This window comes from Streptomyces sp. SID8352 (genome assembly GCF_009862265.1).
In the GTDB taxonomy this organism is placed as follows: Bacteria; Actinomycetota; Actinomycetes; order Streptomycetales; family Streptomycetaceae; genus Streptomyces.
In genome coordinates this window covers 26,156-40,163 of record NZ_WWGX01000081.1, presented here as the reverse complement: position 1 = coordinate 40,163, position 14,008 = coordinate 26,156, and the positions used below count along the sequence as shown (strand labels likewise).

9 protein-coding genes and 1 tRNA gene are annotated in these 14,008 nt (G+C 76.1%); 6 read left to right on the top strand and 4 right to left on the bottom strand.

All coding sequences use genetic code 11. The features are described from left to right. Nucleotides 1-39 precede the first annotated feature (39 nt). Together glmU and GTY84_RS24510 are read right to left on the bottom strand one after the other, a co-directional pair. On the bottom strand, nucleotides 40-1,488 hold the full coding sequence (glmU, locus tag GTY84_RS24515; protein WP_161228562.1) for a bifunctional UDP-N-acetylglucosamine diphosphorylase/glucosamine-1-phosphate N-acetyltransferase GlmU: 1,449 nt from the start codon (nucleotides 1,486-1,488) through the stop codon (nucleotides 40-42). 133 nt (nucleotides 1,489-1,621) lie between these two features. Then, nucleotides 1,622-1,697 (bottom strand) — tRNA-Gln (locus tag GTY84_RS24510). A gap of 195 nt (nucleotides 1,698-1,892) precedes the next feature. On the opposite strand from GTY84_RS24510, the gene GTY84_RS24505 reads away from it, so the two are divergent. Further along, nucleotides 1,893-3,212, top strand: a complete 1,320-nt coding sequence (locus GTY84_RS24505) for a histidine kinase (RefSeq protein ID WP_161228561.1) — start codon at nucleotides 1,893-1,895, stop codon at nucleotides 3,210-3,212. A 397-nt stretch (nucleotides 3,213-3,609) separates the two neighbouring features. On the opposite strand, the gene GTY84_RS24500 is transcribed toward GTY84_RS24505, so the two are convergent. Both GTY84_RS24500 and GTY84_RS24495 read right to left on the bottom strand, forming a co-directional pair. Beyond that, on the bottom strand, nucleotides 3,610-4,104 hold the full coding sequence (locus GTY84_RS24500) for an SUKH-3 domain-containing protein (protein ID WP_161228560.1): 495 nt from the start codon (nucleotides 4,102-4,104) through the stop codon (nucleotides 3,610-3,612). 58 nt (nucleotides 4,105-4,162) lie between these two features. Further along, nucleotides 4,163-4,693 carry a YwqJ-related putative deaminase gene (locus GTY84_RS24495; protein ID WP_161228559.1) on the bottom strand — a complete coding sequence of 177 codons (531 nt, stop codon included), beginning with the start codon at nucleotides 4,691-4,693 and terminating at the stop codon, nucleotides 4,163-4,165. 271 nt (nucleotides 4,694-4,964) lie between these two features. On the opposite strand from GTY84_RS24495, the gene GTY84_RS24490 reads away from it, so the two are divergent. From GTY84_RS24490 to GTY84_RS24470, 5 genes are all read left to right on the top strand, one after another. Then, nucleotides 4,965-5,957 carry an SMI1/KNR4 family protein gene (locus GTY84_RS24490; RefSeq protein WP_161228558.1) on the top strand — a complete coding sequence of 331 codons (993 nt, stop codon included), beginning with the start codon at nucleotides 4,965-4,967 and terminating at the stop codon, nucleotides 5,955-5,957. A 7-nt stretch (nucleotides 5,958-5,964) separates the two neighbouring features. Further along, on the top strand, nucleotides 5,965-8,589 hold the full coding sequence (locus tag GTY84_RS24485) for an SUKH-4 family immunity protein (RefSeq protein WP_161228557.1): 2,625 nt from the start codon (nucleotides 5,965-5,967) through the stop codon (nucleotides 8,587-8,589). A 550-nt stretch (nucleotides 8,590-9,139) separates the two neighbouring features. Beyond that, nucleotides 9,140-10,042 carry a cellulose-binding protein gene (locus GTY84_RS24480; RefSeq protein ID WP_161228556.1) on the top strand — a complete coding sequence of 301 codons (903 nt, stop codon included), beginning with the start codon at nucleotides 9,140-9,142 and terminating at the stop codon, nucleotides 10,040-10,042. A gap of 568 nt (nucleotides 10,043-10,610) precedes the next feature. After that, a complete protein-coding gene (locus GTY84_RS24475; RefSeq protein ID WP_161228555.1) occupies nucleotides 10,611-11,399 on the top strand; it encodes an ABC transporter ATP-binding protein in 789 nt (262 codons plus the stop codon). Next, the gene (locus GTY84_RS24470; RefSeq protein WP_161228554.1) at nucleotides 11,396-13,960 is read left to right on the top strand and encodes an FtsX-like permease family protein; all 2,565 of its coding nucleotides are present in this window, start codon (nucleotides 11,396-11,398) and stop codon (nucleotides 13,958-13,960) included. Before GTY84_RS24475 ends, GTY84_RS24470 begins: the two co-directional genes overlap by 4 nt. Nucleotides 13,961-14,008 lie beyond the last annotated feature (48 nt).

The following is a 14,008-nucleotide window of genomic DNA, read 5'->3' as shown; positions in this document are numbered from 1 at the left end:
CATATCACGGTACGCCCCGATCGGGACGGCCGTTTCCGGTCAGCTCTCGCCGGCCGGCTCCCGGGACGCCGCCTCGGCCGCCTTCGCCGCCGCGCTCCCGGGACGCTTGCGGGCCACCCAGCCGTCGATGTTGCGCTGCTGACCACGGGCCACGGCCAGGGAGCCGGGCGGAACGTCCTTCGTGATCACCGATCCGGCGGCGGTGTAGGCGCCGTCCCCGACCGTGACGGGCGCCACGAACATGTTGTCCGAGCCCGTCTTGCAGTGCGACCCGATGGTCGTGTGGTGCTTGCTCTCCCCGTCGTAGTTCACGAACACGCTCGCCGCGCCGATGTTGGTGTGGTCGCCGATCGTCGCGTCCCCCACGTAGGAGAGGTGCGGGACCTTCGTGCCCTCCCCGATCGAGGCGTTCTTCGTCTCGACGTACGTGCCGATCTTCGCCCCCGCGCCCAGCCGGGTGCCGGGCCGCAGATAGGCGAACGGCCCCACCGTCGCCCCCGGGCCGACCTCGGCGTCCAGCGCCACCGTGTTGTCCACCCGGGCGCCCGCGCCCACCGCGGTGCCGGTCAGCCGGGTGTTCGGCCCGACCTCGGCGCCCTCGGCCAGCCGCGTCGCCCCGAGGAGCTGGGTGCCCGGGTGGACCACCACGTCCTGCTCGAAGGCGACCGTCACGTCGACCCAGGTGGTCGCCGGGTCCACGACGGTCACGCCGGCCAGCATCGCCCGCTCCAGCAGCCGGTCGTTGAGGGCCCGGCGGGCCTCGGCGAGCTGCACCCGGTTGTTGATGCCGGCGATCTCCCGGTGGTCGGCGGCCACGCAGGCGCCCGCGCGGTGGCCCGCCTCGCGCAGGATGCCGAGCACGTCGGTGAGGTACTCCTCGCCCTGGCTGTTGTCGGTGCGCACCTTGCCCAGCGCCTCCGCGAGCAGCCGCCCGTCGAAGGCGAACACCCCCGAGTTGATCTCGCGGACGGCGCGCTGCGTCTCCGAGGCGTCCTTGTGCTCCACGATCGCGGTCACCGCGCCCGACGCCCCGTCGCGCACGATCCGGCCGTAGCCCGTCGCGTCCGGCACCTCGGCGGTCAGCACGGTCACCGCGTTGCCGTCGGCGGTGTGGACGTCCGCGAGGGCGCGCAGGGTCCCGCCGGTCAGCAGCGGGGTGTCGCCGCAGACCACGACCACGGTGCCGTCGACGGTGCCGCCGAGGGACTCCAGGGCGGTCCGCACGGCGTGCCCGGTGCCGTTCTGCGTCTCCTGCACGGCGGTGCGCGCGGCGGGGTGGGTCGCGGCGAGGTGCGCGGTGACCTGCTCGCGGGCGTGACCCACGACGACGACCAGGTGCTCCGGCTCCAGCTCGTCCGCGGCGGCGAGCACGTGTCCGACGAGGGACCGTCCGCACAGCTCGTGGAGGACCTTGGGTGTGGCCGATTTCATGCGGGTGCCCCCACCCGCTGCGAGAACGACGACGGCTGCCGGGCGATTGGCGCTCACGGGATGCCCTTCGGCTTCGGGGGGGAGGGGTCGGACATCCGCAGGATACCGGGGTGGTCCGGGCCGGGTACGCGTCCGGGCCCCGGGCGGCGCCGGGCGCCGCCCGGGGCCCGGACGGGAAAGGGGTGTGCGGTGGCTCCCCCGCAAGGATTCGAACCTTGTCCTGCTGGTACCAAAAACCAGTGTGCTGCCAGTTACACCACGGGGGACGGCGCCTCAGACCTTACCGGAGTCGCGCCCGCGTGTATGTCACGATTCCCGCCCCCGCGCACCCGCCTTCCGGGCCGTCCCCGGCGGTGCCCGCGGGGTCCCCGCGGCGGCCGTGACCGGTTCGCGGGCTATCGCGTCGTATCGCTTCGGGAAAGTCATCGGAAAGCGGTGGGGAGCGCCCGTAGGGTGGGTGTATGACCACGACGGGGGAACACCACGCACCGGCCCGTGGCGGGCCCTGCTGGTGGGGCCGGCGGCGCGCGGCGGCTCTGGATCTGTGCCTGGGGGCCGCGTCCGCCCTGGAGTGCGGGTGGCAGGGGGTCTCCTTCGCGGGGGAGGCCGGGATCCCGGTGGCGGCGGGGGTCGCCTTCGGCGCGCTGGCCGGGTCGGCGCTGGTGCTGCGGCGCAGATGGCCGATCGCGGTGGTGCTGGTGGCCATCGCCATCACCCCGGCCGAGATGGGCTTCCTGCTGGTCGTCGTGGGCCTCTACACCCTGGCGGCCTCGGAGCTGCCGCGCCGGATCATCGGCTCGCTGGCGGGGATGTCGCTGCTGGGCACGCTGATCGTGACGTTCGTGCGGGTGCGGCAGGACATGGCGCACGAGGGCCTGGACATCGGCGACTGGTTCGTCCCGTTCGCCTCGATCACCACCTCGCTGGGGCTGACCGCCCCGCCGCTGCTGCTCGGCATGTACGTGGGGGCGCGGCGGCGGCTGATGGAGAGCCTGCGGGAGCGCGCGGACAGCCTGGAGCGGGAGCTGCAGCTGCTCGCGGAGCGGGCCGAGGAGCGGGCGCAGTGGGCCCGCAACGAGGAGCGGACGCGGATCGCGCGCGAGATGCACGACGTGGTCGCCCACCGGGTGAGCCTGATGGTGGTGCACGCGGCGGCGCTCCAGGCGGTGGCCCGCAAGGACCCGGAGAAGGCGGTGCGCAACGCGGCCCTGGTGGGGGACATGGGGCGGCAGGCGCTGACGGAGCTGCGGGAGATGCTCGGGGTGCTGCGCAGCGGCGGGGACGGCGTGCGCGCCGAACGCCCGGCGGTGCCGCTGGCCGCGGTGGGCGCGGCGGCCGCCGCCGCGGCGTCCCGGGCGGCGGGCGTCGGCGTCCCGGCCGACGGGCCGTCGCTGGCGGAGCTGGAGGAGCTGATCGGGCAGTCGGCGGCCACGGGGATGGTGGTCGCCCTGTCGGTCGAGGGGGCACAGCGCCCCTACGCGCCGGAGGTCGAGCAGACCGCGTTCCGGGTGGTGCAGGAGGCACTGACCAATGTGCACAAGCACGCGGGGGGCGCGAAGACGTACGTACGGCTGGCGCACCGGGTGTCGGAGATCGCCATGCAGGTGGAGAACGAGCCCCCGCCGGACGGCGCGTCCCCCTCGGCCGGGCTGCCCTCGGGCGGCAACGGGCTGGTGGGCATGAAGGAGCGGGTGGCCGCGCTCGGCGGCGTCTTCGTGTCGGGCCCGACCGACGCGGGGGGCTTCCGGGTGTCGGCGGTGATTCCGGCGTCGACGCGGTAGCCCTGCGGGCGGCGTGGGACGGCGGTGCGGGGCCGACGGGGTTTCGATAGCCGTCGGGTTTCGGGAGCCGCGGGGGCGGGTCGGCACGGCTGGCGCGGTCCGCGCGGGCGGTGTGGCGCACGGTGGCGGCGCGTCGGCGGTCGCCCCCGTGCGGTCCGGGCCACGGCCCCGGGTGGCGGGGGTGGCCCGCGAGCGGCGGGCGGGCGGACGGGCGGAGCCGCGTGCGTGCCGCCGGGTCCGCCGGGTGTGCGTGCCGACGGCGCGTGGGCGGGCGGGCGCGTCGGGGTCCGGCTGCGAGGGGCCGGGCGCGGGTCCCGGGCCTCGTGCCCCCGCCGGGCCGTGGTGCCCCGCGCCGGGCCGTCGGGCCGCCCCGTCGGGCGGGTTGCTCCGCGCTGGGTCAGGCCGTGGTGAGGCGCGTGGGCTGGGCGCCGGCCACCAGGGCGGTCAGCGCGGTGTCGATGTCGGGGCCGAGGTACCAGTCGCCGGTGTGGTCGAGGGCGTAGACCCGGCCCTCCCCGTCGATGGCGAGGAGGGACCCGCTGCCGGGCTCGGCGCCCAGCGGGCACGTCTGCGTGCCGAGCGCGCGCCCGAGGTCCCCGAGGGTGCGTGCCATGTGCAGGCCGTGCAGGGGGTCCAGGTCGAGCACGGCGGGGGCGATCCGGCGGCCGGGCCCCGTGGGGGCCAGACGCAGCCCGCCGAACTCGGCCCACGCCTCCACCGCGGCGGGGAACACCGCGTGGCGGTGCCCGGCGGGCGAGGTGTGGTCGCGCAGGGTGTCGGCCCAGACCTCGGCCTGCTTGATGTCCCAGCGGCCGGGCTGCCATCCGGCGTCGCGCAGCGCGGCGTCGACGGGGACGGGGAAGCGGGTGGTGGAGGTGCGGTCGGCGTGCATCTGCCCTGGTTCGTCCGAGGTGGTGGGGGGAGGTGGCGGGGCCCGGGGGCCCGGTCGGTCAGCCGGCGCCGTCGGCCGGGTCGACGACGCGGACGCCGAAGTGCTCGCTGAGCGCGGTGCAGGCGCGGCAGGGTGAGGCGAAGGCGCCGTGCAGGGGATCGCCGTCCTCGCGGATGCGGCGGGTGGTGAGCTTGGCGTGCTTGAGCGCCTTGCGGGCCTCGCCGTTGGTCATCGGCTTGCGCGAGGCGCGCTTGCTGCGGGCCGCGTCGGCGGTGGCCAGGTGCCGGGAGATCAGCACGGTCTCGGCGCAGCGCCCGGTGGAGCGGTCGCGCTGCCCGCTGCCGAGGGCGTCCAGGAAGTCCTGCACCAGATGGTGCAGGGCGGGCGGCGCGTCGGCGCGGGAGGCGGTGCCGGTGAGGGTGGTGCCCCGCACCGAGAGGGCGGCGGCGACCGTGGGGAGGATGCCGTCGCGGCGGTGGCGCAGGACGGGCGCGGGCGGGACCTCGGAAGCGCTCCAGCCGATGCGGGGGTCACCGGATCGAGGGTCGTCGGCCCTGCCGGTGTGTGGTCCCGTCTGCGTCGCGCTCATGGTCGTCTTCCCCTCCTGGGCATCCCCCCGGACCGTCCAGGGTGCCAAATCGCGGGGCCCGTGGGGAAGCTGGGGCGGGGCGACACGCCACCAAGGGGGCGGTCCGTCACGACAGGGTGACGGCTGGTCACGGTGGCGGCGGGGCGGTCCCCGGCCGGGTCGGCCGGTGCCGGTGACCGGTTCCGCCGTACCGCTTAGGCTGTCGTCACCGCCCCTTGGTGCGGCGGTGACGACCAGTGCAGACAGACAGACGCCGCAGGGGGCAACCGCCATGACGACAGGTCGGCCCGGGGGACGAGCCGCGCCGCCGAACGCGGCCTACGCCGGACAGGTGGTCCATTTCCCGGACCCGGTGCGGGCGGCCCGCCACCCCAGAGGGGTGCGGGTGGACGAGGGCGGTCACCCCGGTTTCTCGTCGTACGCCCGCGCGGTCGCGGAGATCGCCGAGCCGCCGGAGGGCTTCGGCGTCGACGAACTGCGGCTGACGGACTACGTGTCGGCGAACGCCGCGCTGTCGGCCTCGGGCCACGAGCTGTGGGCGACGGTCCCGGCGGTGGCGACGCCGCACGGCTGGACGTGGCACCACGTGGCCGGGACCCGGCGGCTGGAGCTGGTCCCGGTCGAGGTCAAGGCGCTGCTGCGGCACCACGGCGGGATCGCGACGACGGCGGTGGACCACGGCAAGCGGGGCACCCGCCCGCTCCAGGACACCCGCCCCGCGCACTTCGGGCTGCCGAAGTCGGGGGTGGCGGTGACGGAGCAGCAGGTCCAGGGGGTCGAGGAGGATCTCGGCTACCGGCTGCCCGGCGCCTACCGGTCCTTCCTCAAGGCGGCCGGCGGCTGCGCCCCGGTGGGCACCGCGCTCGACGCCGAGCTGGGGCTCCTGGTGGACCAGCCGTTCTTCACGGTGCGCGAGGAGGCGGCGGTCAACGACCTGGTGTACGTCAACAAGTGCCTGCGGGACCACCTGACCAAGGACTACCTGGGCGTCGCGTTCGTCCAGGGCGGGCTGCTCGCCGTGAAGGTGAAGGGCGAGCGGACCGGTTCGGTGTGGTTCTGCGCCTACGACGACGCGCGGGACGTCGACCCCTCGTGGGCCCCGGCGGAGCGGGTGGAGCGGCTGCTGCTGCCGTGCGGTGACGACTTCGACGCCTTCCTGTCCCGGCTGGCGGGCTCCCCGCCCGAGCTGGAGACGGTGGCGAACCTGATGGTGGACGGCGGATTCGCGCGTGTGGTGCCCATGGCGTCGCCCGTGGGGGAGTGAGCTGACGATGGTGACGTTCGCGCAGGCGCAGGAGCGCGCCGAGGAATGGGTCAACGGCGACGTGCCCGCGTACCAGCACCGCGAGGTGCGGGTGCGGGAGTTCGGCCTGGGGTTCGTGGTGTGGGCCGAGGACCGGCCCGAGGGGCCGCGCTCCGACGGGGGCCTGCAGCGGCTGGTGATCGCGCGGGACAGCGGCGAGGCCACGCTGTGGCCCGCCCTGCCGGTGGGCGAGGTGATCCGCCGGTACGAGGAGGAGTACGGCCGCGCCGAGGAGGCCGGGGAACCGGCTCCGGCACCGGCGGCCCGGATGGACCTCAACCAGACGTCGTTCCTGCTGAGCCCCCCGGAGTGGCTCCAGGAGGCGGCGGACAGGCTGGGCATCCCGGACCGCAGGGGCGGGGACCGCGACGCCCGGGACGACGGCACCGGAGACCACAGCACCGGAGACCACGGCACCGGTGACCACGGCGCCGGGGAGCGCACCGGCGGGGCCCCGGGCGGCGACGCCCCCGTTGGCGGCGCGGACCCCGGTCTCGCCGAGACCCTGGCGGGCGTGCCCATGGACGGCACCCCGGCCCCCGGCACCCCGGCACCGGGCGCGCCGGAGGGCGGCTCGGCCTGGCCGTCCGCCGCACCGGCCGCCGACGGCGGCGCGGACACCGGGGGGGCGGGCGCCCCGGCGGTGCCCGCCGGGGCGACGCCCTGGACGGGAACGGACACCACCGCCGCCGACGCGGGTGAGGACCGCTCGGTGCCGCTGCCCGAGACGGTGTTCTCGCCGCCGCTGTCGGTGCTCGGCCCCGAGGACACCCCGCCGCCGGGGTCGGAGGCCAGGACGACGCTGATGTCGGGCGGCAGCGGGCTCCCGGCGACGGCCCTGGCGCCCGCGCTGGACGACCCCGCCGCGCCGGGAGCACCGGGCACGCCCGGAGCGCGGGACGCCGCCACCGGTGCCGTGGGCGGGGGCGCCGCGCCGTCCGTGCCCGCCGCGCCGGGCGCCCCGCCGCCGGGCCCCGTGCCCGGGTCCGCGACGCCCCCGCCGGGCGCCCCCGCGGTGCCCGGCACCCCGCCGCCCGGGGCCGGGCAGGACCCCGCCGCCCGTCACCCGGCGCCGAACGCGGGGGACATCGCCGACGCCGCGACCAGCAGGGCGGCGCCCCCGCCGCGCCGCCCCTCGGGCGTCCCGCATCCGCCGGGCGCCCCGGGCGTTCCGGGCGCGCGGCCGGACGGCACCCCGCCCCCGGCGCCCGGCGCGACGGCCGGAGGCTACGCGCCGACCCAGCTCGTCTCCTCCCTCGGCCCCGGCGGACCGGGCACGCCCCCGCAGGGCACCCCGCCCCCGGCCGCCCCCGGCACCCCGCCGCCCCCCGGGGCGACCCCGCCGGGCGGGGCGCACCACGCCGCCACGATGCTGGCCGACCCGGGCCGTCCCGGGGGCGTGCCCGCGCCGCCCGGCCGCCCGGCCGCGCCCGGTGCCTCGGCGGGCGGCGCGGGCGGTGCCGTGCACCACGCGGAGACGATGCTCGCCGCGCCCCCCGTCTCCGGGCCCGCCGTGCCGCCGCCGCCCCCGGCCCCCGGGGTCCCGGCGGGTGCCGTTCCGCCCGGGGCGCCGCAGCCCGCGCCGCCCGGCTACGGCTACCCGCAGCCGCCGCCCGGCCGGCCGATCGTCGGCCCCGGGTACCAGGCGGTGCTGCGCTACCGCGCCCAGGACGGGTCCGAGCAGCAGCTCATCCGGCGCTCGGCGCCGGGCACACCGCACCCGGAGTGGCAGATCTTCCACGAGCTGCGCGCCATGAACGTGCCGCCGGACCAGGTGCTGGAGCTGCACACCGAGCTGGAGTCCTGCGAACTGCCGGGCGCCTACTGCGCGCGGATGATCCGGGAGCAGTGGCCGCAGGCGCGGATCACGTCCATCGCCCCGTACGGCACCGACCACGCGAGCCGTCAGCAGGGCATGGCGCAGCTCCTGGCCCACCAGGGCGAGCTGCACCAGGTGGCCGACGGACCGGCCCGCCCGGCGCCGGTGCGCGCTCCGCTGCCCCCGGTGCAGCCGGCGCCGCCGGTCCCGCCGGAGGGCATCGGGCAGGAGCTGGCGGGTGCCTTCGGGCCGGGCGTCTTCCGGTTCGAGCAGGCCGCCGTCTCCCGCCAGGGGGTGCCGCCGGTGGTGGCGCACACGCTGGTCGCGGCGGGGCTGCCGATGGACATGGGCCCCTTCTTCTGGGCCCAGGCCCAGCCGGGCCGCCCGGTGCCGACGCTGGCGGAGCTGGCGGCCGAGCGCGGGGTGCGGCCCGCCCCGGACGCGGGCTCCTACCTCGTCGTCGGCAGCGACTTCGGCCGGGCGGTGTGCGTGCAGTACGGCACGGCGAACATCGTGGCGGTACCGGTGGAGGCGGGGCCGGGCGGAGCGCCCGTGCCGCCGCAGTTCGTGAACACCGGGCTGCCGGAGTTCGCGCGCTGCCTGGCGCTGCTGGGCCGGATGTGGCGGCTCCGCTTCGGGCTGAACCAGGAGCAGGCGGGCCGCTGGACGGTGGACTTCCAGGCGCAACTGGCCTCGCTGGACCCGGCGGCGCTGGGCTCGCCGGAGAGCTGGTGGTCGGTGCTGCTGGAGCAGATGTGGGACGGACTGCTCTGACCCGCCCCCGCTGACACCCCGACGGGGCCGGTCCCGGCCACTCCTCCGTGAGGAGACCCGGGCCCGGCCCCGTCCCTTTCCCCGGTTCTTCCGGCACCCCCGGCCCCTGTTCCTCTTCCCCGCGGGGTTCCGCCCCGCCCCCGCAGGGGTTGCCGTCGCAGGCCCGTGTGCCCACCGCCCTCGCGCGGCCACCCCTGACGGCTTCCGTAGGGGACACCCCCGCAGCTGTCCCCCGTACGGCTGGGCCCTTCCCCCCCCACCGGCGAGGCCCCCGGCGGTGCCGTCCCGCCTCGCCCGTTCGGGGCGTCCCCGATGTGTTCCGGCGTGTCCGGCGCCCCCTCCGGGAGGGGGCCGGGGCGGTGCCGGGGCGGTGCGCCGACCGCGTGCGGCTTCCGTGCGCCCCGTCGTGCTCCGCCTTCCGCGCTTCCTCGCGCCCCTCTCACCCGGAGTGTCGGATTATGCGCGCTTGATCCGCTCCGCCAAGATATCCGCTGATTGTCATGGAATCGGGTGAGGCAGTAGTCGCGACGGGCGGAACAGGGGTACCGGCATGAGCAGCGCATCGGCGTCGCCGCACGGATTCACGGCCGTACGGGGGCGCGGTTACCGGCCCGACCGGGTCGACGCCCGCTTCGGGGAGATGTCCCTGGCGCGGGACGCCGCCTGGGAGCGGGCCGCCCGGCTGACGGTGCTGGCCCGGGAGATGGGCGAGGAACTGGAAGGGCTGCGGGAGACGGTCGCCGGGCTCGCCCCGCAGACGTACGAGGGGCTGGGGGAGCGGGCGCGGCGCCTGCTCGCCCTGGCCGAGGAGGAGGCGGAGGCGCTGCGCGAGGGCGCCCGCGGTGCCGCGCGCGAGGCGCGGGAGGAGGCCGGGGCGTACGCCGACGCCGTGCTCGGGGCGGCGGAGGCGGACGCCGCCGCGGTGCGGACCCGGGCCGACGAGTGGGTCCGGCAGCGGCTGCTCGCGGCGCGGGCCGAGGCCGACGCGCTGCGGATCACCACCCGGCGCGAGGCGAAGGCCGGGCGCCGGGAGGCGCTGGCGCTGGTGCGCGAGGCCCGGCGGCGGGCCGGGGGCACCCTCTCCGGACAGGGCCGGGAGCACGCCGAGGCGCTGGCCGGGGCCGAGCGGGCGGACGCCAGGCGGATCGCGGGCCTGGACGCCCGCCGGGCGGAGCTGGCGGAGGCGGCCGAGCGGGAACTCGCGGCGGCCCGCCACGAGCTGGCCGAGGCCGAGGCGGAGGCCGGGCGCCGCGACGAGGAGGCCGGGGAGCGGGCGGCCGAGCTGATCGGGGCGGCCACGGCGCGGGCCCGGGAGAGCGCCCGGGAGACCGAGCGGGTGCTGCGCGAGCACGGGGAACTCTGGGACGCGGTACAGGCCGAGATGGAGACCGTGCGGGCCCGCCTCCAGGCGCTGTCCGGCCGGGCGGAGGAACTGGCCGAGCGTCACCCCTGACACCCGCGGGACCTCCGCCGCCCATCGCTCGGAACGGCGGACTCCCCTTCTCCTTAAGCGAGTTGACGTGACGTCGGGGTGGAGACCGGGTGCTACCGGCGGGGGAGGCGACCCCGAGACGAGGTGCACCGAGGGGCTGACTGCCCCTAGGGGATGCTCCGTACTGCGGCTGGGGGAGAGGTCGTACCGGCGGAGGACGTGGGGAGGGCGGTGGTCTCCCTAGTCTGGTGATGCGCGGCGGGGCGGTGAACCGGAGCCGCGGGGGTGGGGTTTTCCCCCGGTGAAGAGTGCGCCGAGCACCAGCGCGGTGGACCCCCTGCCCCCGGCAGACTCTTCCGTGCGGGGACGGGGCCCGGGACGCGACCGGGGCGGCGCCCACCGCACCGCGGGCCCGGACGGGACCGCCGCGCACGGCGGCGGCACCGGTCGGCGCCGCACCCTCCCGGCCGTACGGCCGGAAACGCACCGACCGGGCACCGGCACCGACCGGGCACCGGCCGCACCGCCCCGCGCGGAGCGGCCGGACGGCACCGGCGGCCCGTCGGACAACCGATATAGGAGACATGAGATGACATCGGCCGTGACCATTCCCAGGCAGGGGAGCACTGGAGGGCCTACGGCCGTCGCCGCGAGGGCCCGGCAGATAGTCAAGGCGTACGGCTCGGGGGAGACCCGGGTCGTCGCCCTCGACCACGTGGACGTGGACATCGACCGCGGCCGGTTCACCGCGATCATGGGGCCCTCGGGCTCCGGCAAGTCCACCCTGATGCACTGCCTGGCCGGTCTGGACACCGTGACGTCCGGCAGCATCCATCTCGACGACACCGAGATCACCGGCCTGAAGGACAAGAAGCTGACGCGGCTGCGCCGGGACCGCATCGGCTTCATCTTCCAGGCGTTCAACCTGCTGCCGACGCTGAACGCCATCGAGAACATCACCCTCCCCATGGACATCGCCGGCCGCAGGCCGGACCAGGCGTGGCTGGACCGGGTCGTGGAGACCGTGGGCCTGGCCGGCCGGCTCAAGCACCGCCCGAACCAGCTCTCCGGCGGCCAGCAGCAGCGGGTCGCGGTGGCCCGGGCGCTGGCCGCCCGGCCCGAGATCATCTTCGGGGACGAGCCGACCGGCAACCTCGACTCGCGGGCCGGGGCCGAGGTGCTGGGCTTCCTGCGCCGCTCCGTCGACGAGCTGGGCCAGACCATCGTGATGGTCACCCACGACCCGGTCGCCGCCAGCCACGCGGACCGGGTGCTGTACCTCGCCGACGGCCGCATCGTCGACGAGATGCACCGCCCCACCGCGGAGGCCGTCCTCGACCGCATGAAGGACTTCGACGCCCGGGGGCGCACGTCATGACCGTGGTGAGAACCTCCCTGCGCAACTTCTTCGCGCACAAGGGCCGCATGGCGCTGTCGGCGGTGGCGGTGCTGCTGTCGGTGGCGTTCGTCTGCGGCACCCTGGTGTTCACGGACACCGTCGGCACCACCTTCGACAAGCTGTTCGCCGCCACCGCCTCCGACGTCACGGTCCTGCCCAAGGACGCCGACGAGGGGGCGCAGGGCCGGGGGAAGCCGGAGTCGCTGCCCGCCTCGCTGCTGGAGCGGGTCCGCTCCGTCGAGGGTGTCGAGTCCGTCGAGGGCGCCGTGGTCTCGATGGACGTGACCGTCGTCAACGGCGACAACAAAGACGTCGGCCCGAGCAGCGGTGCCCCCACGATCGCGGGCAACTGGAGCAGGGGCGCGCTGCGGTCGATGGAGATCGAGTCCGGGCACGAGCCGCGCGGCCCGGGGGAGGTGTTGGTCGACGCCGACACCGCCGACAAGCACGGTCTGGAGATCGGCGACGAACTGCGCACCATCGCGCAGACCGGCGACTTCACCGCCCGGATCGTGGGCGTCGCCGCCTTCAAGGTCACCAACCCCGGCGCCGCGGTGGTCTACTTCGACACCGCCACCGCGCAGCACCGCCTGCTCGGCGCCACCGACCGGTACACCCAGGTCGACGTCACCGCCGCGGACGGCGTCGACGACGCGCGGCTCAAGCGGGACGTCACCGCGGCCCTGGGCGCGGGTGACTACGAGGTCCAGACGGCCGAGGAGAACGCCGACGCGAACCGCGCGGAGGTCGGCGAGTTCATGGACGTCATCAAGTACGCCATGCTCGGCTTCGCCGGGATCGCCTTCCTGGTCGGCATCTTCCTGATCGTCAACACCTTCTCCATGCTGGTCGCCCAGCGCACCCGGGAGATCGGCCTGATGCGGGCCATCGGCTCCTCCCGGCGGCAGGTCAACCGCTCGGTGCTGGTCGAGGCGCTGCTCCTCGGCCTGGTCGGCTCGCTGCTCGGCGTCGGGGCCGGGATCGGCATCGCCGTCGGCCTGATGAAGCTGATGGCGATGACGGGCATGGAGCTGTCCACGGACGACCTGACCGTCAAGGCGACGACCCCCGTGGCCGGCATGGTCCTCGGCGTGGTGGTCACCGTGCTGGCCGCCTACCTGCCCGCCCGGCGGGCCGGCAGGATCTCCCCGATGGCCGCCCTGCGCGAGGCGGGCACCCCCGCCGACGGCCGGTCCGGACTGGTCCGGGGCATCATCGGCCTGGTCCTCACCGGCGCCGGTGCCGCCGCCCTCTACGCCGCCGGAACGGCGGACTCGTCGAGCACCGGCGCGTCGATGCTCGGACTCGGCGTGGTGCTCACCCTGGTCGGCTTCGTCGCGATCGGCCCGCTGCTGGCGGGCGGGGTCGTCCGGGTGATCAGCGCGGTGCTGCTGCGGGCCTTCGGTCCGGTCGGCCGCATGGCCGAGCGCAACGCCCTGCGCAACCCGCGCCGCACCGGCGCCACCGGCGCCGCCCTGATGATCGGCCTGGCCCTGGTGGCCTGTCTGTCGGTGGTCGGCTCCTCGATGGTCGCCTCGGCCACCAGCGAGCTGGACCGCTCGGTCGGCGCGGACTTCATCGTCGAGGGCCGTCAGCCGATCGTGCCGCAGGCCGAGCGGGCGATGCGCGACACGCCCGGACTGGACCACGTCACCCGGTACAAGGCGATCGACGCCCGGCTGACCCTGGCCGACGGCCGCAGCGACGACGACGGCCTCACCGCCGCCGACCCGACGTACGCCGAGGACGTGCGCCGCGCCACCACGGCGGGCACCCTCGCGGACGCCTACGGCACCGACGCCATGTCGGTCGGCTCGGACTACGCCGAGAAGTACGGGGTGCGCGTCGGCGACACCGTCACCGTCGCCTTCAAGGGCGGCGACACGGCGAAGCTGAAGGTCGCCGCGATCACCGACGACGACGTCGCCATCGACCAGGGGGCCCGGTACATCAGCATCGACACGATGCGGAAGTACCTCCCGGCCGAGAAGGTCCCGCCGAACCTGATCATGTTCGCCAAGGCCGCGGACGGCCAGGAGACGCAGGCCTACGCCGCGCTGAAGAAGGCCCTCCACGACTACCCGCAGTACCAGGTGCGCGACCAGAGCGACTACAAGAAGGAGCTCCAGGACCAGGTCGGCCAGCTGCTGAACATGGTCTACGGCCTGCTCGCCCTGGCGATCATCGTGGCGGTCCTGGGCGTGGTGAACACCCTGGCCCTCTCGGTGGTCGAGCGGACCCGGGAGATCGGCCTGATGCGGGCCATCGGCCTCTCGCGCCGCCAGCTCCGCCGGATGATCCGCATGGAGTCCGTCGTGATCGCCCTCTTCGGCGCCCTGCTGGGCCTGGGACTGGGCCTGGGCTGGGGCACCACGGCGCAGAAGCTGCTCGCCCTGGAGGGCCTGAACGTCCTCGACATCCCGTGGCCGACGATCATCGGCGTCTTCGTGGGCTCGGCCTTCGTGGGCCTGTTCGCCGCGCTGGTCCCGGCCTTCCGGGCGGGCCGGATGAACGTCCTGAACGCCATCGCCACGGACTGACCGCGGGGGTGCGGAGAACGAGCCCGGCGCCGGGTCCCGCGGGACCCG